The sequence below is a fragment of the Neisseria animalis genome (assembly GCF_900636515.1).
GTDB lineage: Bacteria > Pseudomonadota > Gammaproteobacteria > Burkholderiales > Neisseriaceae > Neisseria > Neisseria animalis.
In genome coordinates, this window is record NZ_LR134287.1 from 1538149 (window position 1) to 1561017 (window position 22869).

The 22869-nt window shown below is 51.8% G+C and carries 18 protein-coding genes; 5 read left to right on the forward strand and 13 right to left on the reverse strand.

Features of this window, described 5'->3' with window-relative positions; genetic code table 11:
• Positions 1-212 precede the first annotated feature (212 nt).
• A complete protein-coding gene (locus tag EL111_RS07210; protein WP_123795890.1) occupies positions 213-1463 on the forward strand; it encodes a capsule polysaccharide biogenesis protein in 1251 nt (416 codons plus the stop codon).
• 681 nt (positions 1464-2144) lie between these two features.
• Here EL111_RS07210 and dnaX read toward each other — a convergent pair.
• The 11 genes from dnaX to ribBA all read right to left on the reverse strand — a co-directional run bounded on the left by dnaX (position 2145) and on the right by ribBA (position 12590).
• Complete coding sequence (dnaX, locus tag EL111_RS07215; protein WP_123795889.1) at positions 2145-4238, reverse strand: DNA polymerase III subunit gamma/tau; 2094 nt, start codon at positions 4236-4238, stop codon at positions 2145-2147.
• Positions 4239-4434: 196 nt separating this feature from the next.
• The gene (gene mltB, locus EL111_RS07220) at positions 4435-5514 is read right to left on the reverse strand and encodes a lytic murein transglycosylase B (RefSeq protein WP_123795888.1); all 1080 of its coding nucleotides are present in this window, start codon (positions 5512-5514) and stop codon (positions 4435-4437) included.
• A gap of 183 nt (positions 5515-5697) precedes the next feature.
• Positions 5698-6684, reverse strand: a complete 987-nt coding sequence (locus EL111_RS07225) for a malate dehydrogenase (RefSeq protein WP_123795887.1) — start codon at positions 6682-6684, stop codon at positions 5698-5700.
• 196 nt (positions 6685-6880) lie between these two features.
• A complete protein-coding gene (locus tag EL111_RS10560) occupies positions 6881-7018 on the reverse strand; it encodes a hypothetical protein (RefSeq protein WP_162842990.1) in 138 nt (45 codons plus the stop codon).
• A 3-nt stretch (positions 7019-7021) separates the two neighbouring features.
• Positions 7022-7456 carry a hypothetical protein gene (locus EL111_RS07230; RefSeq protein ID WP_123795886.1) on the reverse strand — a complete coding sequence of 145 codons (435 nt, stop codon included), beginning with the start codon at positions 7454-7456 and terminating at the stop codon, positions 7022-7024.
• A gap of 56 nt (positions 7457-7512) precedes the next feature.
• The gene (locus EL111_RS07235) at positions 7513-7863 is read right to left on the reverse strand and encodes a hypothetical protein (RefSeq protein WP_123795885.1); all 351 of its coding nucleotides are present in this window, start codon (positions 7861-7863) and stop codon (positions 7513-7515) included.
• Between the two features lie 324 nt (positions 7864-8187).
• The gene (gene arsB / locus EL111_RS07240; protein ID WP_123795884.1) at positions 8188-9192 is read right to left on the reverse strand and encodes an ACR3 family arsenite efflux transporter; all 1005 of its coding nucleotides are present in this window, start codon (positions 9190-9192) and stop codon (positions 8188-8190) included.
• A gap of 9 nt (positions 9193-9201) precedes the next feature.
• The gene (chrA, locus tag EL111_RS07245) at positions 9202-10362 is read right to left on the reverse strand and encodes a chromate efflux transporter (protein WP_123795883.1); all 1161 of its coding nucleotides are present in this window, start codon (positions 10360-10362) and stop codon (positions 9202-9204) included.
• A 2-nt stretch (positions 10363-10364) separates the two neighbouring features.
• On the reverse strand, positions 10365-10775 hold the full coding sequence (arsC, locus tag EL111_RS07250) for an arsenate reductase (glutaredoxin) (RefSeq protein WP_123795882.1): 411 nt from the start codon (positions 10773-10775) through the stop codon (positions 10365-10367).
• Positions 10776-10837: 62 nt separating this feature from the next.
• Positions 10838-11155: an ArsR/SmtB family transcription factor gene (locus EL111_RS07255; protein ID WP_123795881.1), complete on the reverse strand. Its 318-nt coding sequence runs from the start codon at positions 11153-11155 to the stop codon at positions 10838-10840.
• A 100-nt stretch (positions 11156-11255) separates the two neighbouring features.
• Complete coding sequence (gene ribBA / locus EL111_RS07260) at positions 11256-12590, reverse strand: bifunctional 3,4-dihydroxy-2-butanone-4-phosphate synthase/GTP cyclohydrolase II (protein ID WP_123795880.1); 1335 nt, start codon at positions 12588-12590, stop codon at positions 11256-11258.
• A 550-nt stretch (positions 12591-13140) separates the two neighbouring features.
• Between ribBA and EL111_RS07265 the strand changes: the two genes are divergently transcribed.
• Complete coding sequence (locus EL111_RS07265) at positions 13141-14613, forward strand: DUF3360 family protein (RefSeq protein WP_123795878.1); 1473 nt, start codon at positions 13141-13143, stop codon at positions 14611-14613.
• A gap of 321 nt (positions 14614-14934) precedes the next feature.
• Complete coding sequence (locus tag EL111_RS07270) at positions 14935-15555, forward strand: DUF4230 domain-containing protein (protein ID WP_123795876.1); 621 nt, start codon at positions 14935-14937, stop codon at positions 15553-15555.
• Between the two features lie 214 nt (positions 15556-15769).
• Here EL111_RS07270 and EL111_RS07275 read toward each other — a convergent pair whose 3' ends face one another.
• Positions 15770-16987 carry a uracil-xanthine permease family protein gene (locus EL111_RS07275; protein ID WP_123795874.1) on the reverse strand — a complete coding sequence of 406 codons (1218 nt, stop codon included), beginning with the start codon at positions 16985-16987 and terminating at the stop codon, positions 15770-15772.
• A 244-nt stretch (positions 16988-17231) separates the two neighbouring features.
• Here EL111_RS07275 and EL111_RS07280 point away from each other — a divergent pair, with 244 nt between their 5' ends.
• Positions 17232-18440, forward strand: a complete 1209-nt coding sequence (locus tag EL111_RS07280; RefSeq protein ID WP_123795873.1) for a hypothetical protein — start codon at positions 17232-17234, stop codon at positions 18438-18440.
• 275 nt (positions 18441-18715) lie between these two features.
• On the opposite strand, the gene clpB is transcribed toward EL111_RS07280, so the two are convergent.
• A complete protein-coding gene (gene clpB / locus EL111_RS07285; protein ID WP_123795871.1) occupies positions 18716-21289 on the reverse strand; it encodes an ATP-dependent chaperone ClpB in 2574 nt (857 codons plus the stop codon).
• 384 nt (positions 21290-21673) lie between these two features.
• Between clpB and trpS the strand changes: the two genes are divergently transcribed.
• Entirely contained in the window at positions 21674-22684 is a 1011-nt protein-coding gene (gene trpS, locus EL111_RS07290) for a tryptophan--tRNA ligase (protein ID WP_123795870.1), read from the forward strand.
• Positions 22685-22869: the final 185 nt, after the last annotated feature.

Sequence of the window (22869 nt, forward strand, 5' to 3'; positions counted from 1 at the left end):
TTGTATCCGTATTCCGCATAGCCTTTTTACAGACGGCCTCAAACATCAAAAGCCGTCTGCAAACAGCAAGCTGCTCCGAATAATTCTGCCATCGGGCGGTAAGGCCGTACCTACGGTTTACTGCCCCCGCCTCCTGCCTGCTCTCCCCATACCCACCGCCGGCGCAGGGGCAATAAACATTCCACTTGCCGACCATACCGCAAACCACCGCCATGACCGCACCATTCCGCAGCTATCTTCAGCAACTGGCTGAAAGTACCGATACCGTCTTACTGTTGCAGGGGCCGGTAGGGGATTTCTTTACCCAGTTTGCCCACTGGCTGCAGGCGCGGGGCAAAACCGTACACAAATTCAACTTCAACGGCGGCGACAGCTTTTTCTACCCGCCTTCCCTTCCGAACACGCTGGAATATCTCGACAGCTTGGATCACTTTTCCGACTTTCTGGCTGCCTATCTCCGCGAACATCATATCGGTGCAGTGGTCTGCTTCGGCGATACCCGTCCTTACCACCTCCTTGCCCGACAGGTTGCCGAGGCGCAAAATATCGGCTTTTGGGCATTTGAAGAAGGCTATTTCCGTCCGCATTTCGTTACCTTGGAAAAAACCGGCGTCAACGATTTCTCCCCTCTCCCGCGAAACGCCGCCTTTTTCTCCTCGCAGTTTCCCAAACTGCCGCAACAATTCTACGAAGCGCCGCCCGTTGTACCCGCCGGTTTTCTGCCGGTTGCCAAACGCGCCGCCCAATACTATATCCATACCCACAAACAGCGCGCCCGCTACCCTGAATATATCCACCACCGCGCCGCCAATCTCGGCCACTATATCCGTCTGTGGACGCTTTCCGGCTTGAAACGCCTCGGCTATTGGATTCAGGATGCCGCAGTCGCCAAACGGGTCAAACAAGGGCATTACCGCCGCTTTTTCATCGTACCGCTCCAAGTCTTCAACGACAGCCAAGTACGCGTACACAGCGACTTTTCATCGGTACGCAGCTTTCTGTTGCATGTTTTAACGTCATTCGCCACCCATGCGCCGGACGACATCAACCTGATTGTCAAACACCACCCGATGGACAGGGGCTTCATCGATTATGCGCAGGACATCCGCCGCTTTATCAAAAAACACCCCAAACTGAAAGGGCGCATTACCTACGTTCATGACGTTCCCCTGCCGGTTTTCCTCCGCGGCGGCATAGGCATGGTCACGCTCAACAGCACCAGCGGACTTTCCGCCCTGATTCACAATATGCCGGTGAAAGTATTGGGGCGCGCTCATTACGATATGGCAGGCTTGACTTTCCAAGGCCCGCTGGCGCAATTTTGGAACAATCCCACCCCGCCCGATGCCGAGCTGTTTCACGCCTACCGTATGTACCACATCAACACCACCCAAATTAACGGCAATTTTTACAGCTACATCAACTTTCCCGACCAAAGCAAAGAATACGACGCCTACGAATAAAGCGGATAGCAATGTGGTTTCGGTATTCAACAGCCGAAGAACAAGCGAACGGACAACGGTTTGGCTGCATTGCCCCGATGTTCCGCGCCTGTTTTATCCGACTGTATGCCCAAACTGCAAAACATACCCAACCCTGTAAACGGCACGGCAAACAGGTATCAGGCATATAGCCGTTTCAGCCGGCATGATGCAGCGTTGCTCAAAGAGGGAGCTTGACCAAACTGCTGAAACAGCAAGCCCGCCAGCCCGTATTGTCAGCACTGCCAACGGCTTTTGCTGTTTTGTCTCCTTTCGTGTGATTCAGAGACATCTTTTCATCGGCTACAACCACAAAAAGGCCGTCTGCAAAATCGTTGATGGATTTTACAGACGGCCTTTTTGCCGCAATAATGCAGCCAAACCCTTATTTTTCTGCCGCAAATAACATATTCTGCTTGTCTTATAGTCGAATAAAATAAGAATGAGACAAGGCAGCGAAGCCGCAGACAGTACACATAGTACGGCAAGGCAAAGCAACGCTGTATCATTCTTATTTTAAATGACTATATCATGCTGTTGGCGAACAACCGGCTTACCGTCTGTACCGAACTCCGTAACCGAACACCGTATGGCTGCCGTACCGCTTTGCCCGTTTCAGCGCACGCGCGGCGGCTCGGCCTTACTTTCCGGCAGTCTTTCGGATTATCCTGCCTGATCGGTTAATTCCAGCGTTTCAGGCTGCCATTGCGCTTCAAACAATTCGATAATTTTTTTGGCAGTCGGGTCTGCGTCCAAAAACGCTTGCGCCTGCTGCCTGCCTTCAACTTGCAAACGCTTTCGGCGCATATCCGGCGTTTCCCAACCCGCATCGTCCCGCCATGCTTCGGTTTGCAGCTTGAGCGGAATGGCGTAAGCCTCGGCCAAGACGTTTTGAATTTTATCCAAACGGTCTTTGCTGCTGGTTTTGCGCGCTTCTTCGGTAAGCGACAGCATCATCAGGCCGTCTTCGCTGCGGTACTCCGTCCATGCCGCATGTTGCGCCAACATTTGCGCGGCACCGAACTTTTTGGCAAAACGCTGTACCAATGCAGGCCAGTTTTCCGGCTTAAATTCGGGCAAAGGCGTAAATACAGGCTCGTCCGTCTCTTCCTCTGCTTCCTCCTCGTCGGCTTCTTCGTCTCCCACGTTTGCAGGCATCGCCGATTCGATAAAATCAGGAGGCGGATATTCATACGGCATATCATCAGCCGCCATATCATGGTAAACGGGCGGATATTCCGCGTCTTCCGCATACGGCAGGCCGTCTGCAAAATGAGGAGGCGGCGGCGTTTCAACTGTTTCCTGCTGAGAAACCGTATTTTCCCGAACTTCCGCTTTGTCTGCCACGGCTTGAGGCAGCGGATTATCCGCGGCGGCAGTCTCTCCCAATGCAGACGGCTGCTCTTCCCAAGGCGGAACATCATCTGACGGGAAAGGAGAAGGCGCGCTGTCTTCTGTTGAACTTGAGGGTGCTTGTGCTGCTTGCTGTACCGCCTGTTCGGGCGGTGCGGTATATGCAGACGGCTTACTCTCGGCTGCATTTGCAGAGATGGCCGTCTGAATGGCTTGAACCGGTTCAGACGACGCTTGGGGCTTTTTTAGCGGTGCTGCCGTTTCCGCATCATGAAGCTGGCTGTGTTCAATCATGCCGTCTGCATTATGGGCGGAGGCGGCCAGCGGCGCGAATGCCAGCATACGCAGCAAAGTCATCACGAAACCGGCATATTCGTCGGGGGCAAGACTTAAATCCTGCTTGCCGTGAATGGTGCATTGGTAGTAGAGCTGGATTTGCTCGCCGCTCATGGCTTGGCTGAGCGACAAAAGTATATCCCGTTCCGGATCGTCGTTTGCCAACGCGGCGGGAATGGTTTGAATCAGCGCGAGACGTTGCAACAGCATGGCCAATTCGCCCAACGCGCTGTCAAAACCAATGGCTCGCGCCGCCATTTCCTGCGCTTTGCCCAGCAGTGCTTGGCCGTCTTGCGCGACAATCCCTTGCAGCAACTCGTAAAGATATTGCTTGTCCACCGCGCCAATCATCTGGCGTACGTCATGTTCGGCAACTTTGCCCGAACCCATGGCAATGGCCTGATCGAGCAAACTCAAAGCATCGCGCATCGAGCCTGCGGCGGCGCGCCCCAGCAGTTGCAGCGCGGCAGGTTCATAAGGCACTTGTTCGCTGTTCAAAACATGAGCCAAATGCTCGGCCACTTGCTGCGTGGTCATGTTTCGCAACACAAATTGCAAACACCGGCTCAATACGGTAATCGGTACTTTGTGCGGATCGGTGGTGGCCAGAATGAATTTGACGTGTTCGGGCGGCTCTTCCAGCGTTTTGAGCATGGCGTTGAACGCGCTTTTCGAGAGCATATGTACTTCGTCGATGATATAGACTTTGTATTTGCCCGCCGTCGGCGCATATTGGGCGTTTTCCAATACTTCGCGGATATTGTCGATACCGGTATTGGAGGCCGCATCGATTTCCAATAAATCCACATACCGCCCCGAATCAATCTGGGTACAGCTCGCGCATGAACCGCAAGGTTCGCCGTGGTCGGCATTTTCGCAGTTGAGGCTTTTTGCCAAAATCCGCGCAATGGTGGTTTTGCCGACACCGCGCGTACCGGTAAGCAGGTAGGCATGGTGCAGACGGCCTTCGTCCAAGGCATTGCGGAGGGCTTTGACGACGTGTTCCTGTCCGACTAAATCGGCAAAGGTTTTCGGACGCCATTTTCGGGCAAGAACTTGATAAGCCATGTGTGCTTCCAGATAGTATCATCAAAGCCGCGCCTGCTGTTTTGCAGACGGCCTGACGGGTTGGGAAGGATAAGAATGCGGCGGCGCATGACGCACCTGCTCCGTATTCTAACATTTTTTGCCGTATTCCGCCCTGCTCCGGCAGGCCGTCTGTAAAAAAACACCGCCCTAAAAAGGCGGTGTTTTTGCAGACGGCTTACAACCCGCTGCTATCGACTGCATTGGCAATATCGCGTACGGCCGTGGCATACATGCGGCTGTTGTTGTATTTCCAAACTGCGTAGAAATTGTTCAAGCCCAAATAATATTCGTACACGCCCGGAGCGGTTTCCAAACGGTACAATACGGCTTTTTCGCTGTCGGCAACCGGCTGCTGCGGCACAACGCCCATTTTTTTGAAATCGGCCACCGTGCGGGTCAGCGCGGTTTTTTCATCGATAATCGCCTGCAAATCGCCGTTGATGTTCAGCGTTACCGGCACAACCATCTTGCCGCCCGTCTGCCAACCGTGCTGCTTCATATAGTTGGCAACCGAAGCGGCAACGTCTCCAATGTTGTTCCAAATATCGCGCTTGCCGTCGCCGTCGTAGTCCACCGCCCATTTGCGGAAGCTGGACGGCATAAACTGCGGTATCCCCATCGCGCCTGCATAGCTGCCTTTGAAGCTGAACACATCGCGTTTTTCTTCACGGGCAATCAACAGCAGCTCTGCCAGCTCGTTTTGGAAAAATTCGGCGCGGCGCGGATAATCGAACGCCAAGGTGCTCAAGGCATCTGCCACGCGGAATGTGCCGGTATTTCGGCCATAATTGGTTTCAATGCCGATGATGGCGACAATCAGTCCGGCCGGTACGCCGTACTGCTTGGCCACATCGTCAATGACCGCACGGTTTTCCGCGTAAAACTTACGGCCGTTGTTAAACTTCGCCGTGCCTGAATTGCCTTGGCGAAACTCATACCAAGGGCGTGAAGTACCCGGCCGGTACATGATATTGATGATGTTGCCTTTATAGGCTGCGCCGTCAAAAAACTGTTGCAGCTCGCTGCGTGAAAACTGCTTTTGGGCAACTTCGTAATCAATCCATTGTTGGACGTTGGTATTGGCATTGAAGCCGCTGCTGGCAACCGATTCGGCAGCAGTATCAAAAGTCGGGCGTTTGCTGCTTTGCTTTACCGGCTTGACTGTTTGCCCGTTGTCGGCCGGTATCGGCTTGTCTGTACCGCAGGCGGCCAATAATACGGCGGCGGCGGTGAGCGCGATGGCTGTTTTTTTCATAAATGTTCCGTTGTTTGCTGAATGATGGGAAAAGAGACGGAAGTTTAGCAAACTGCAGCGTTTTGATACAGTTTGACCAACAAAATATGCCGTCTGATTGCGTTTTGATACCCGAAAGCCGTCTGCTGTTGATTTTACAGACGGCCTTTGGTGTGATTGTCTGCCCGATTGGGCAGTGCAAGGTTACAGCAGGTGCCGCACTGCTTCCCGCTCGTCCAGCAGTTCGTTCAAAGTCAGCTCGATATGCTTTTTACTGAACTCATCGGACAAATCCAAGCCTTGTACGATTTCTGCTTTGCCGTTTTCGCAAATCACCGGAAAACCGAATACCACACCTTCGGGAATGCCGTAAGAGCCGTCTGAAGGAACGGCCATGGTTACCCATTTTCCGCTTGTGCCCAAAATCCAATCGCGCAAGTGGTAGATAATCGCATTCGCAGCAGAAGCGGCCGACGATGCACCGCGCGCCTCAATAATGGCCGCACCGCGTTGGGCAATTTTCGGCATATAGACTTCGCTGTGCCAATTCGGATCGGTAATCATATCAGCAACGGATTCTCCATTACTGATGGCATAGCGGAAATCGGCATACATGGTCGGGCTGTGGTTGCCCCAAACGCACATATGGTCGATGGAGGTAACGGAACGCCCTATTTTCTCGGCGATTTGGCTGACCGCACGATGGTGGTCCAGACGCATCAATGCGCTGAAATTTTCAGGCGGCAAATCGGGAGCGGATTTCATGGCAATATAAGCATTGGTATTTGCCGGATTACCCGCCACCAATACTTTTACATCCCGCTTGGCCACTTTGTTCAAGGCCTCGCCCTGCGTTTTGAAAATCGCGGCATTGGCCTGCAGCAAGTCGGAACGCTCCATGCCTTGGGTACGCGGACGCGCGCCAATCAAAATCGCAATATCGGCATCTTTAAACGCAACTTCCGGATCATCGGTTGCGAACACGTCTTCCAGCAACGGAAACGCGCAATCGTGCATTTCCATAATCACCCCGCCCAACGCTTTTTGCGCGTGCGGCAGATCGAGCAACTGCAAAATCACCGGCTGGTCGCGCCCCAACATGATGCCGCCGGCAATTCGGAATAAAGTAGCGTAAGCGATTTGTCCCGCAGCTCCGGTTACGGCAATGCGGACAGGAGGTTTCAATGTCATTTTTCTTATCCTTATGGCTGTGAACTTTTAATTATAACACCGCCTGCCGTCTGTTACGCTGCCCTGTGTTAAGACAAGATACCGAAACGTAAAAAGGCCGTCTGCATTTGGATTTTACAGACGGCCTTTTATCCCGGATAACACAAAAACAAAACCGATACGGCCGGGCCATATCGTTTTATAGTCAATAACTGCCCTATTTTTCCGATTGGCGGCTACGGTTAACCAATGCCGCACCCGAATGTAAGCCGAATAGCGAAATCGCCACCGCAACGGACAGTTCAAAAAACTGCTCATGCCGTTCAAACAGGCGGGCAAGGCGATTTAGTTGCACAACTCATTTTTCAGGCAAATAATTAAAAGCATACAAACATTTTAATTGTGCCGGTGTCAATTTAGAAAACAACTGCTCGGTATGGTGTTTTATTGCCTGCCAATCCTGCGCTTCTTTAGCCTGCTTGAGTGCCACAATATCATCATACGCCACGCCCCAACGCTTTTTGAGCAGCTCTTCAGGATATTCGTACACCACACGCTTAAACTGCGGATTCAGACGCATAAACAAAGTTGGCAGCCGCTCCATAATAAAAGGTATCATCGGATAGGTCCGCACATATGAATGCTCTACAAAGCTGCGTGCACCCAGTTGGTTGTCGGCATCCTCTTCAATCAAGCGGTAAAATTCATCGGCAAACGCCATATACGCCTGCCAAAATCTCGGGCTGCCTACCCAATAATTACAGTACACGGACGTACTGCTCAGATCGATCATATCTCCTATGGATACGGGAATTTTGAGTTTATCCAGCAGATTTTGCACAACCTTGATTAAGCCACTATGGCAAAAATCTCCTTGTCGCCATTGATTAATATATAAATGAGTGGGAGCAATAAGAGGATCAAACAAATAAATATCTCCCCCCCCCCCGCATTTTGCGAGGCATGCTTGGTAATGTACGCCTTAACATCTTTGCCGGTCAGCCCTGTTTTTTCATAAAATTTATGACTGAGCACACCCACAAAATCGTCAAAATAATGATGGTGATTTTGCCAAAGATTGCGCATTACGCCATATTCAAACCAGCGTTCTTGCGGATTGGGGGCGTTATAAACGGGGATAAATTCGGGGTCTAATTTGCTGATTTGTTCTGACGAATAATAAATTTGGAAGATGTTCATAGCGTTGGTGCGGTTTTGTGCCGGATGATTTATAGTCATTTAAAATAAGAATGATACAGCGTTGCTTTGCCTTGCCGTACTATGTGTACTGTCTGCGGCTTCGCTGCCTTGTCTCATTCTTATTTTATTCGACTATATAAAAAATTGCCAAACGACTATTATACAAAATTTTCATATATTTACACCGCACTTTTTTTGATGTTTGGTGAAAAAATGCGGTGTAAATGCAGTTTTTAAATCATTCAAGCCGCTTTATTCAAACAGCTGCCCTTTATTTTAGTCAAAGCAATTTAGCCTAAGACAAGCGGCGAACCACAGATAGAACTACCCTCGATTTATCCTATTCACCCACCACACCAGCGACAACATCACGGGCACTTCCACCAATACGCCCACCACCGTTGCCAATGCCGCACCCGAATGTAAGCCGAATAGCGAAATCGCTACCGCAACGGCCAGTTCAAAGAAGTTGCTCGTGCCGATTAAGCAGGCGGGTGCGGAAATTTCACGCGGCAATTTGAGCCATTTTGCCAAACCGTGTGCCAAAAAGAAAATGCCGTAGGTCTGCACCAAAAGCGGAATGGCAATCAGCACAATCACCAGCGGTTTGTCCAAAATCGTTTCGGCTTGAAAAGCAAACAGCAGTACCACGGTGAGCAGCAGCCCCACGATGGAAAACGGCTTGAGTTTGGCGGTAAAGGCGGCGATGGAGCGGTTGTTTTTCAGCAAAATCCTCCTTGTCAGCCAGCCTGCAATCAGCGGCAGCAGCACATACAAAACCGTGCTTAAAATCAAGGTTTGCCAAGGGATGGCAATATCACTCATGCCGAGCAACAATCCCGCAATCGGCGCAAAAGCAAAAATCATGATAATGTCGTTTACCGACACCTGCACCAAAGTGTAATTGGGATCGCCTTTCACCAGCTGCGACCACACGAATACCATCGCCGTGCAAGGCGCAACGCCCAATAAAATCATACCGGCGATGTATTCTTGTGCCGATTGCGGATCGACCCACGCCGCGAAAAACACACGGAAAAACAGCCAGCCGATAAGTGCCATCGTAAACGGTTTAATCAGCCAGTTCACCACCACCGTCAGCAAAAGCCCCTGCGGTTTTTTGCCGACATCTTTGATTGCCGACCAGTCAATCTGAATCATCATCGGGTAAATCATCAGCCAAATCAGCACCGCCACAGGCAGGTTGATTTGTGCCACTTCCAGAGCTGACACCCATTGAAATAGTGGCGGATAAGCCACGCCCAACACCACGCCAATGATAATCGCGAGCGTCACCCAAACGCTTAAAAACCGCTCGAAAATACCCATTTTATTTCCTCACATTACCAAAACATATTTTAAAGACTGAACCGACAACAGCACCGCCAGAACCGCCCACAGCGGCAAGGGGCGTTTGAGCTGTATGCCGAAAAGCACCGCCACCAAAAGTACGTCTGTAACACCGTGCAGGCTTTCTGTGCCGATGGGCGAATACAACGCCGCCGCCAAAAGCCCCACTACAGCAGCGTTAATGCCATTAAGTGCGGCTCGGATTTGCCGGTTTTCCGACCATTCAAACCAATACGGCAGCACGCCGAACACCAGCAGAAACGAAGGCAGAAATAACGCCAGCGTTGCCCATACCGCAAAGCCTGCACCGCCTGCGGCATAGCCCAAAAAGGACGCAAAACTAAACAGCGGGCCGGGTACAATCTGTGCCAAACCATAGCCGCTCAAAAACACGCTTTCGTCCAGATATTCAGGCACAAGCTGGGCGGACAGTACCGGCAGCACAACGTGTCCGCCGCCGAACACCATTGCCCCCGTGCGGTAAAAAATATCCAAAAAACGACCGCTTGCAGAATCAGCCAGCCACGGCAAAACCAGCAGCAACCCCGCAAAAACCGCCAGCCACAGCCACGGCAAACGCTTATTTGCAGACGGCATCACGGCTTGAGAAGCTGGCTTGACAGCAGCTGGCAAAAAACGCAACCCCAACAAAGCCGCCACACCAATCACCGCAAGCTGCACGGCAATGCGCGACGAGAAAACCAGCACGCCGCAGGACAACACCGCAATCCACACCGCAGGCAGACTACGGCAAAACGCCTTTGCCATACCCCAAACCGCACCGGCCACCACAATCACCGCAAACAGCTTTAAGCTGTGAATCCACACCTCCGCCCAACCGCCCTGCCAATGCGAAAACCCCATTGCAAACAGCAACATCAATACCGCAGACGGCAGCGTAAAGCCCAGCCACGCCGCCACCGCCCCCAAATAACCGCCCCGCAGATAGCCGATGCCGATACCGACCTGACTGCTGGCAGGCCCCGGAATAATCTGGCACAACGCCACCAAATCCGCATATTGCTGCTCGCCCAGCCAACGGCGTTTTTCCACCAACTCCGCCCGAAAATAGCCCAAATGCGCTATCGGCCCACCAAAAGACGTACAGCCCAAGCAGAAAAACACCCAAAACAAATGCAGCACATTCATCTTTAATCCTCAGGATAAATCCACTCACCGTCTTCTTTTTGAAACGGCACAGTTAAAGGCACGGACACCACCGACAGCACTTTTTCAGACGGCCTGCATAACGCCACGCCCAAACCCCCCGCGACAATCGGGCGGTTGATTAGAATCGGTTCGGCAAGCATCGCCATAATCAACGCCTCGTCGTCCAAATCGGGATTATCAAGTTGCAACTCTTGATACGGCGGCACATTGGTACGGATAATCTCACGCACCGATACGCCCATTTGGGCAATTAACCCGCGCAAAGTGCTTTCATCGGGCGGATTATCTAAATAATGAACAATGTTTGGCTCAATGCCCAAATGGCGCAGCAACGCCAAAGTATTGCGGGAAGTGCCGCAGTCGGGGTTGTGGTAAATCGTTGCGGTATGCATGGTTTTATTTCCATCATTCAAGAATCATTGAAATATCTCGGCAAAAAATTTTGCGGTTGCGCTTAACCGCAAAATGATTTGCAAGGCTCATCACCGCTGTTTTGGCAGCAATTGGCCGTTAAAAACGACACCAAATCCATCATCAAATCCAAATTGGCATAATAACGGACAAATCGACCTTCATTCTCGCTGCGAACCAGATTGGCAACGGCGAGATTTTTTAAGTGGAAAGACAGATTATTCGGGGCAATTTCCAAAGCCTTGGCCAAATCCCCCGCAATCATCCCTTGGCTGCCGGCTTGGGTAAGCTGCTGGAAAATAGCAAGGCGCGCCGGTGATGACAGGCTTTCAAATAATCTGCCGGCTTGTTCGGTATTCATAGGCGGATTATATGTCTCCACATCGATTATTTCAATCAAAATTGAAATAAGGCCGTCTGCAAATTCGGTTTTACAGACGGCCTTATGCCAAATTATCCGGTTATTTTTCCACCTCTTCAAAACCGGCAATTTCCAAACCAAATCCGGTCAGGCCGGTAAAAGATGAGGGCTTGCCCAGTACGCGCAGTTTTTTAACATTCAGCCCGGCCAGAATTTGCGCGCCGATGCCGTAGCTTTTGCTGTCCCATTTGTAGGCTTGGCTGGCACTTTTCGGCAGGGTGCGGTCGAGCAATGCGGCTCCGTCTTCAGCGCGGTGCATCAAAATAATCACACCGCTTTCAGCCTGCTGGATACGCTCCAATGCTTTGGGCAGCGACCATGAATGGCGGGGATTGGGCTGGATAAAGTCCATTGCGCTGAAGGGTTCGTGTACGCGCACCAGCGTTTCGCTTTCCGCATCGGGCGTGCCTTTAACCAAAGCCAGATGGGTCTCACCGGAGAGTTTGTCAACGTAAACATGTTGTTGGAACTCGCCCCACGGTGTTTGCACGGCGGTGTCGCCCATTTCTTCCAAGAGGCTTTCGGTACGGCTGCGGTATTCGATCAAATCGGTAATGGTGCCGATTTTCAAGCCGTGAACCTTGGCAAATTCAATCAATTCGGGCATACGCGCCATGGTGCCGTCGTCGTTGATGATTTCGCAAATCACGGCAGCAGGAATCAGGCCGCACATCTGCGCCAAATCGACACCGGCTTCGGTGTGGCCGGCGCGTACCAATACGCCGCCTTTTTGCGCGCGCAGCGGGAAAATGTGGCCGGGCTGAACAATATCTTCGGGCTTCGCGGCAGGGGATACGGCGGTTTGAATCGTCAGGGCGCGGTCGGCGGCGGAAATGCCGGTAGCGATGCCGTTGGCCGCTTCGATGGAAACCGTGAAGTTGGTGCCGTATTGCGCGCCGTTTTTCTGGGTCATCATCGGCAGGCCGAGTTTTTCGACCATAGCTTCTTCCATCGGCAGGCAGACGAGGCCGCGTGCGTGTTTGATCATGAAGTTGATGGCTTCGGGCGTAACAAACTGCGCCGCCATCAGCAAATCGCCTTCGTTTTCGCGGTCTTCCGCGTCGGTAATGATGACCATTTTGCCGGCTTTGATGTCGGCAAGGATTTCTGGGACGGTGGAAATATGGCTCATGGTGCGGCTCTCTTGTAAACGGATGGTGTCGGGTGTGTGTTCGGTATCCAGCCACCTATCGGGCATGGCGGCAGCGGCTTCGAGTTTCCGCGCTTTTTTCTCGCCGAAAGATTTGTTTTTCAGCAATGCGGAAAGTTCGCCTTGGTTGACAGCGGCGGCGGCGGCAAACCTGCTTTGCTGCCCGCCATAGCGTTCTTCAATCCATCGCCGTAAATTGTGGCGGCGTATATCGGCAATATTCATCAGTCGTTCCCGTATCAAGAACATTTCATGTATTGTAGGCTTGAGTTTACCAAAAAGCAAATTCGGTGCATTAGTTTTTCATTACCATTTGGTCAATTACAGATACTGCCCGTCATACCAAACAACCCAAACTGCCGTATTGCCTGCCCATGCCGTCTGCAAAACAGGCCAAACGGCCATACTGCGGCAATACTCGCCTGAAATTGCAGACGGCAATTATTAATACAAACAAAAGCCGCCTGAAAAAATTTTGCCTCACCCTGCATTTTTGCAGACGGCCTCAAGCCCCGTAAAACCACTCGGGCAAACCGCTTTGATTTACTTATCAAAATTTAACAAAATACCGATACTTCATCATCAAGAAACCGCAAAACCGCTGAAAAATCTTAAAAAACCTCCCGACAAAATCTTACCGTTCTGTTTAGTTTTATTAAGATAGAAAGAGAAATTTGCCATCAGACAACCTGAAATATTTTGTAGCACGGCTGATTTTGCTGTGCTAGTATCTCTGCGGTTTCAAAACAAATCAAACAAAACAGAGGTGAAAACCATGAGTGAGAACCACGAATCTTCGTATAGCGAATTACACCGCCCCTCGTCGTCGTTTTCCAGCCGTGACGAATATCTGAATCACGAGCTGCAAATCATGCAGCCCAAACGCTGGCGGGTCAATTTGCCGTTCCGCGACTACCGTTTTGAATGGGAAGACATGATTCCCGCTTTTGCCGGCACCATCGGCAAAGTGGTTATGGTCGGAGCTGTGGCGGCCGCATTTGCCGGTCCGTTGGGGCTTTCTTCCGATTTTATCTTAGAAAATGTGCGCTATGAGCTGCTGATTGCCGCAGTGTTTATTTTGCTGCTGTCCGGCTTTTTCCTGCCAAGCGCCAACCTGCCGGGTACGCACGGCCCGCTGATTCCGCTGATTCCGCTGGTGGTGGCGGCAGGCGGACACCCTTTGGCGTTCGGTCTGCTCATCGGTATCTTCGGTTTCCTGCTGGGCATTACCAAAGGCGGCAGCCTGATGGCGAAGCTGACCAGTAACGGCGTATGCGGCGGTCTGCTGCTGTATCTCGGCTTTATCGGCACAACCGGACAAGTCGCCAAGCTGTTCCAATGGGCGGAAGGTTTCGGCAAAGCCCATATTGCCTTTATCGTCATCATCGGTACCATTCTGCTTTACGCGCTGTTGGAGCATTGGAAAAAACGCTGGCTGGCTGTGCCTTTGGGCTGCGTGCTGGCAGGCGTAACCGCTTATGCCTTGGGCGCGCCGTTCTCTTTTAATACCGAACCGGGCCTGCCGCCGATGAGCCCTACCTACTGGTGGGGTGAAAACACCGGCTGGATGCTGGGTCTGCCCGATTTCAACAGCTTCTTGGTTGTATTCCCGTTTGCAGTCTTGGCCGTCGCAATGTGGTCTCCCGACTTTTTGGGACACCAAGTATTCCAAAAAATCAGCTACCCCGAGCGCACCGAAAAAGTGCAAATGAACATCGACGATACCATGGTGAGCTGTTCGGCACGACAAATCGCCGGCTCGGTTTTGGGCGGTGCAAACTTCACTTCCTCGTGGGGAACGTATATCGTCCCCGCCTCAATTGCCAAACGCCCTATTCCCGCAGGTGCAGTGCTGACAGCCTTGTTCTGTATCATCGCCGGCGTTTGGGGCTATCCGATGGATTTGGCCATCTGGCAGCCGGTATTGAGTGTGGCGCTGGTGGTCGGCGTATATGTTCCGCTTTTGGAAGCCGGTATGGAAATGACACGCAAAGGCAAGACTACCCAATCTGCCGCCATCGTGGTTTTCTCTTCCGCACTCGTCAATCCGGTATTCGGCTGGTCGCTGACCATGCTGCTGGATAATCTGGGCTTAATCGGCTGTAAAGAGCGCAGCTCCGAGCTGGGTGTTGCAGGACGCGTTGTCGTACCGGTTATCGGCTTTGTGATTCTGTGTACCGTGATGGGCGCAGTCGGTATGTTCCCCGGCATTCCCGCATTTTTAGAACAATTTAGAAATTTGGGTTAACCTTAAGGCAAAATCCACAAACAAGGCCGTCTGCACAATTCAATTTGCAGACGGCCTTTTCGTTAAACATTGCCGCATCAAATAGAAATTTGGCAAAACCGTATCATCATGCTCCCAAGCAACCTTATAGTCGAATAAAATAAGAATGAGACAAGGCAGCGAAGCCGCAGACAGTACACATAGTACGGCAAGGCAAAGCAACGCTGTATCATTCTTATTTTAAATGACTATATTTTGAAATTTCAAAAATCCCCCCTATATAATCCCTGCAAACGCAACACGCATACCGACCAACACTCACAATACGGAAAACTGCCGATAATGAAAAAAACACTCCTACTTCTCGCCGGCTTCTTACTGCTGGGCGGCCTGCTGGTCAGGCTGTTTTACCCACAGCAAAACCAAGCCGCCGAAAAAATCCTCTCCCGCGACGGCATCATCACGCAAATCAAACAAATCAACCGCTTGGAAAGCACCGCTTTTTACATCGACACCATTATCCGCACCGAGAAAAAAGGCGATTGGCGCAAGCTCTGGCAAGACGCACAAAGCGGTTTGTTTATCGTGCGCGGCAAAGTATTGGCCGGTTTGAATTTAGACAAGCTCACGCAGGAAAACATCAACATCGTAGACGGCAAAGCCATCATCAGTCTTCCGCCCGTAGAAATCCTGAGTGCAGACTTGGAAAACATCGAAATTTACGATCTGCAAACCGGCACATTCAACCTGCTGCCTGCCGAAAAAACCCTCTTCCAACAGGTGCAAACCGAAGCCAAACGGCAAATCCTCGCCTCCGCCTGCAAAGCAGACATCTTGCAACACGCCACCCGACAGGCAGCCGTACAGTTGGAAAACCTATTTACCCTGACGCAAACACAAGTATCCGTCTATCCCGCCGCCGCCCCGCCCTGCAAAGTATCGATATATAGTCGAATAAAATAAGAATGAGACAAGGCAGCGAAGCCGCAGACAGTACACATAGTACGGCAAGGCAAAGCAACGCTGTATCATTCTTATTTTAAATGACTATAAAACCATCAGAAGCCTCACCCGCCGCCCCACAAGATTTCATCAGGCATAAAAAGGCCGTCTGTAAAATCCACATTTGCAGACGGCCTTTCCCATCAAAAAACGGAATTGCTATCACCCATTCACGCTACGCATCTTCCGTTTTCGCATCGGGCAACACCCAATTCAGCACAATCGCCAAAATCGCACACAAACCGACACCGGCAAAGCTCAACGTACCCAGCTTAATCACCATACCGCCGATACCGGCCGTTAAAACCGAGCTGACAATCACCAGATTCTTCGGCTGCATCAAATCCACTTTCGCATCAATCAGCGCCTTCAAGCCCAAAGAAGCAATCGTACCAAACAGCAAAATCATGATACCGCCCATCACCGGCAGCGGAATAGAGGCCAGAAAAGCATTAAACTTACCGAAAAACGCCATACAGATTGCAAAAACAGCCGCCCAAGTCATGATTTTCGGATTACTGTTTTTCGTAATCATCACCGCGCCCGTTACCTCACCGTAAGTCGTAACCGGAGGGCCGCCGATTAAACCCGCAACACACACGCCCAAACCGTCACCTGCCAGCGTCTTATCCAAACCCGGATCTTTCGCATAATCCTTACCCGTAACATTACCGATGGCCATAATACCGCCGATATGCTCGATAGCAGGCGCAATCGCAACAGGCAGCATAAACAAAGCAGCCTGCCAGTTTACCTCGGGCGTTTCAAAATGCGGCACAGCAAACCACGGCGCGGCCGCGATACCCGAAGTATCCACCACACCCAAAAACAGCGCCAGCACATACCCCGAAGCCACACCAATCAAAATCGGCACCAGCTTCATCATCTTACTGCCGAACACCGTAACAATCACCGTCACCGCAAAAGTAAACACCGCCAGCAGCAGCGACAAAGTATAGTCCATCACCTGCTGGCCGCCGGACTGCCCCATCGCCATCTGGCTGGCCGCCCCTGCCACCGACAAACCGATAACCATAATCACCGGCCCGATGACCACCGGCGGCAGCAAACGGTGTACCGCCGCCAAACCGCGCCACTTAATCAGCGCGGCAAACACAAAATACATAAAACCGGCCGCAAACAGACCGAACATGGTCGAAGGCAGCCCCCATTCCCCGATGGAATAAATAATCGGCGCGATAAACGCAAAAGACGAGCCCAAGAAAATCGGCACTTTGCGCTTGGTCAGCAGTTGGAACAGCAACGTACCGATACCCGCGCCCAACAAAGCCATCGCAGGATTAAGACCGGTCAGCAACGGCACAAGCACCATCGCACCAAACGCCACAAACAAAATCTGCGCGCCCGATACAGCCAATTTAAGTTGTTGCATGGTTAAATTCCGTTAAACACATTAAGGTTTATTATACAACCGTTCCGAAAAGAATTTCATCTCAAAACACACAAGGCCGTCTGCAAAATCCCTGTTTTCCGCCACAGCAGTCCCGCCTCCCGCCTTGCCGCGTGCCAAACCCCAACCGCCGCAAGAATTGTAAACACCGCACCGCTCTGCTAAAGTTTATCCTTTCGGAATAAATCCCTACCGAACCACCCGATCAAACCGCAGGCAAAACGGCATGAACACAGGAAAACTGAATATCGTCTTCATCGTCCACAACATGTATGTATGGGACGCTCTAAGCAATATCTACCAAGAATGTATCCGGAATCCCCAAATCAATACCTATGTCATCATCGCAAACGACGAACATTCCGGAGAAACCATCAGCCAGAAAGCATACGCTGCCAAACTAACCGAATATCTGCTGGAATTGAAAATCCCCTACTTCAAAATTCCGCGCAACGACCCCGCATTGCTGCAGAAATTTTTTGACGACATACAGCCCGACTATATTTTCCGCCAATACCCTTGGGAAGATGACTACCCCACGCTGTTCAAACTGCCGAATTTAAAACCCTACAAGCTGATTTACGTTCCCTACTTCGCCCTCGACCTGATGCACTTTGTAATCAACAATCACAACATGGAAGTCGACTCTCCTTTCCACCGGCAATGCTACCGTATCTATTGCAACAGCCCATCCATGCTTGAAGCAGGCAAAGAAGCGGAGCGACAGCGGAGCGACAGCGGAGCGACAGCGGAGCGACAGCGGAGCGACAGCGGAGCGACAGCGGAAAAATTTGTCTATCTCGGCAATACCAAGTTGGAACACATTACCCTCAACCACCAACCGCAACACAATTTCCAACGCACCGGCAAGCTCCATATCCTATGGTGTCCGCACCACAGTATCGAAGGCACGGTTAACATCGCAACCTTCACCCAAAACTGCATGGACTTCGTCAGACTCGCACAACAAAATCCGCACAGCATACACATCAGGCTGCGCGCCCACCCGTTTTTATTCGCCAAACTCGATACCATGCTTCCCCAATTATCGGCTCAATTCAAGCAGCAATGGGCGGCACTCGACAACACTTCCGTTGATGAACATTGGGATTGCTTGGAATCATTCGGCTGGTCGGATCTGCAAATTACAGACGGCGTTTCATTCCTTGCCGAATATCCGATTATCGGAAAACCCAGCATTTTCATCGAAAAAGACGGACATATGCCTTTCAATGAAAACGGCAGACTTGCCGCTGCGTGCAACCATACCGCCCGAAATATGCAAGATGTCGTCCGCTATCTGCAAGATTATTTGAACGGCAGGCTGCCCAGCAAACAAAACGAGTTGGAACGCTTCAAGCAGCGTATTTCCTATCAGGGCGCCGCAAAAAGAATTGTGCAGGATTTGCTGCAGCATACGCCGTCCGAACCCTAGCCGCCAACGCAAACCATACTGCTTATATTGCTGTTTTATAGTCGAATAAAATAAGAATGAGACAAGGCAGCGAAGCCGCAGACAGTACACATAGTACGGCAAGGCAAAGCAACGCTGTATCATTCTTATTTTAAATGACTATAGAATACATTCTGACAACAAAGGCCGTCTGCAAATCGTGCATTTTGCAGACGGCCTTTCGGGTTTGGAAGCAAACTTCTGCAGCATTACCCGATTATTAATGAGCCGAAATGAGCCAATCGGCAGCCCGAATATCAGGCAAACACCAATTTATCCCCCTCTGCCGTAACCTTAATCTCGCTCTCGGGCGCATATTGTCCGGACAAGAGGGCTTTGGCCAGCGGGTTTTCGATTTCCGACTGAATTGCGCGTTTGAGCGGACGGGCACCGTAAATCGGGTCGAAACCGGCTTGGGCAATCAGGTCGAGTGCCGCATCGGATACCTGCAGGTGCAGGTTTTGCGCCGCCAAGCGTTTTTCCAAAGATTGAAGCTGGATTTTGGCGATGCTGCGGATATGCTCGCGCCTCAAGCCGTGGAACACCACCACTTCATCAATGCGGTTAATCAGTTCGGGGCGGAAGTGTTCTTTCACATCTTCCATTACCGTTTCTTTCAGCGCATCGTAATCGTCCGTACCCATTTGCTGGATATGCTGGCTGCCGATGTTGGAAGTCATCACCACCACGGTATTTTTGAAATCCACCGTGCGGCCCTGTCCGTCGGTCAGGCGGCCGTCGTCGAGCACTTGCAGCAGAATGTTGAACACATCGGGATGTGCTTTTTCCACTTCGTCGAGCAGAATCACGCTGTACGGCTTGCGGCGCACTTGTTCGGTGAGGTAACCGCCTTCTTCGTAGCCGACATAGCCCGGAGGCGCACCGATGAGGCGGGCGACACTGTGTTTCTCCATGTATTCCGACATATCGATGCGGATCAGGTGTTCTTCGCTGTCAAACAGGAAGCCTGCCAGCGTTTTGCACAACTCGGTTTTACCCACGCCGGTCGGACCTAAGAACAGGAAGCTGCCGTAGGGCTTGTTGGGATCGGCCAGACCGGAGCGGCTGCGGCGGATGGCATCGGCCACGGCACGCACGGCTTCGTCTTGTCCGACCACGCGCCGGTGCAATACTTCTTCCATTTTCAGCAGTTTTTCGCGCTCGCCTTCCATCATTTTGGCAACAGGAATGCCGGTCATGCGGGAAACGATTTCCGCTACTTCGTCTGCACCCACTTCGGTGCGGAACAGCTTGTTGGCTTTTTTTGCTTCCGGCTGGCTTTCCGCTGCCTGCAACTGTTCACCCAGCTTCGGCAGTTCGCCGTATTCCAACTCGGATGCGCGGGCATAATCGCCTTGGCGTTTGGCCTGCTCGATTTTTACTTTCAAATCGTCGATTTGTTTTTTCAAATCGGCGGAGCTGGAAGAAGCGGCTTTTTCGGCTTTCCAGATTTCGTCCAAATCGGCGTATTCTTTTTGCAGTCCGTCGATTTCTTCGTCAATCAGCTCCAAGCGTTTTTTGCTGGCTTCGTCGCTTTCTTTGCCGACGTGCATTTTCTCCATTTTGAGCTGGATGATGCGGCGGTCGAGTTTGTCCATCTGCTCGGGTTTGGAATCCAGCTCCATTTTGATGCGGCTGGCGGCTTCGTCAATCAGGTCGATGGCTTTGTCGGGCAGGAAGCGGTCGGTGATGTAGCGGTCGCTCAATTCTGCCGCCGCCACAATCGCCGGGTCGGTAATGTCGATGCCGTGGTGGATTTCGTAACGCTCCTGCAAACCGCGCAAAATTGCGATGGTATCTTCCACGCTCGGCTCACCCACCAATACTTTTTGGAAACGGCGTTCCAATGCGGCATCTTTTTCGATGTATTGGCGGTATTCGTCCAGCGTGGTCGCGCCGATGCAGTGCAGCTCGCCGCGTGCCAGAGCGGGTTTCAGCATATTGCCCGCATCCATCGCACCGTCGGTTTTGCCCGCGCCCACCAAAGTATGGATTTCGTCGATGAAAATCAGCGTATTGCCGTCGTCTTTGGCCAAATCGTTCAATACGCCTTTCAAGCGTTCTTCAAACTCGCCGCGGTATTTCGCACCGGCAATCAAAGCCGCCAAATCCAACACCAGCAGGCGTTTGTTGCGCAGGCTTTCCGGCACTTCGCCGTTGACGATGCGCTGCGCCAAGCCTTCTACAATCGCGGTTTTACCTACGCCCGGCTCGCCGATGAGCACGGGGTTGTTTTTGGTGCGGCGTTGCAATACCTGAACGGCGCGGCGGATTTCGTCGTCGCGGCCGATAACCGGATCGAGCTTGCCGTCGCGGGCACGCTGGGTCAGGTCCAGCGTGTATTTTTTCAAGGCTTCGCGTTGGTCTTCCGCATGGGCATCGTTCACGGTTTGTCCTCCTCTGACCGCATCAATCGCGGCATTGATGTTTTGCTCGGTGGCACCGGCGGCTTTCAGGATTTTGCCGGTTGCGTCGTTTTGCTGAACCAGTGCCAATAAAAACAATTCGCTGGCGATATAGGCATCGCCGCGCTTCACGGCCGCCTTGTCCGTCAGGTTCAATACTGCCTGCAACTCGCGGCTCGGCAGGATTTCGCCGCCGTTACCCGATACTTTCGGCAGCGCGTTTAAGGTTTGCGCCAACCGGCTTTTCACTTGGGCTACATTCACGCCCGCATGCGCCAGCAGTGCAGCCGCGCCGCTGTCGGCATCGTCCAGCATGGCTTTTAACACATGGCCGGCTTCCAGATAACTGTTATCAGCCGCCAATGCCGAACTTTGGCCGTCTGAAAGTGCTTGTTGGAATTTGGCGGTCAGTTTGTCGAATCTCATTTTAAGTTTCCTTCTCTCGGAAATATTTGCTTATCCCCTATATGCGCCCACCTGTGGATAACTCAATAGCCAAATTTCAACTCTATATTATATTTTTATAATTTATTGTTTTTATAGTAAATTAATTTAACTCCTTATGTGAATAACTTTTCAGACGGCATAATGGCAACAGGCCGTCTGTAAAATCTTACCGTTTCCGTTATCCCGCAAAATACCCCGTCAAAGCAAACCGGGCAGGCCGGATTCCAGCCCGGCAGGAGCATGGTTTGGACGCTTGAAGCCCGACGGATATTCCGCTTTTACTGCTGTTACACTATAATCAGTCTGTTTCGCCGTCGGCTGCCATTTTGCAGACGGCCTGATTATTTTTTAGGAAAGCCTACCATGAGCAAAAAACGCGTTTTAACCGGCGTAACCACCACGGGTATCCCGCACTTGGGCAATTATGTCGGAGCCATCCGCCCCGCCATCCGTGCGGCGCAAAGCTCCGATGTCGAATCGTTCCTTTTCTTGGCCGACTACCACGGCATCATCAAATGCCACGACCCGGCCATGATTCACGAATCCACCCAAGCCGTTGCCGCCACTTGGCTTTCCTGCGGCCTCGATCCCGAACGCACCACGTTTTACCGCCAAAGCGACATTCCGGAAATCATGGAGCTGAACTGGATTCTGACCTGCATCACCGCCAAAGGCCTGATGAACCGCGCCCATGCCTATAAAGCGGCGGTACAGGACAACTTGAACAACGGCCAAGAAGATTCGGACCACGGCATCGAAATGGGCTTATACAGCTACCCGATTCTGATGACTGCCGATATTCTGATGTTTAAAGCCAACGAAGTTCCCGTCGGCCGCGACCAAATCCAACACGTCGAAATGGCGCGCGACATCGCAGGCCGCTTCAACCACCGCTTTAAAGAAGTGTTTACCCTGCCGGAAGTCAAAATCGACGAAAACGTCGAGCTGCTGGTCGGACTGGACGGGCGCAAAATGTCAAAATCCTACGGCAACACCATTCCGCTGTGGGAAAACGACAAAAAAACCCAAAAATCAGTCAACAAAATCATTACCAATTTGAAAGAACCCGGCGAACCGAAACAGCCCGACGAAAGCCCCTTGTTTGAAATCTACAAAGCCTTCGCCACACCGTCCGAAACCGCCGACTTCACCCGAATGCTCGCCGAAGGGCTGGCTTGGGGCGAAGCGAAAAAACTTCTGGCGGCCAAAATCAATGCCGAATTGGCCGAACCGCGCGAACGCTACGCCGCACTGACCGCCAACCCGTCGCAAATCGAAGACATTCTGCAGGCAGGTGCCGCAAAAGCCCGCCAAGAAGCCCGGGAGTTGTTGAATCAAGTGCGCGATGCAGTCGGCATCCGTGCGCTGAAATAATCCCCGCAGACAAAAGGCCGTCTGCAAAACACATACCGCACACCGGTCTTGATACGCTGTTTTACAGACGGCCTTTTGTCTGAAATGTGCATTATTTAAGCAAACAGCCGTCTGCAAAATCCGTCTTCCCACGAAGTTTTTACAGACGGCACTTGTTAAAATCTGCCGAAACCCGAGCAAATTTG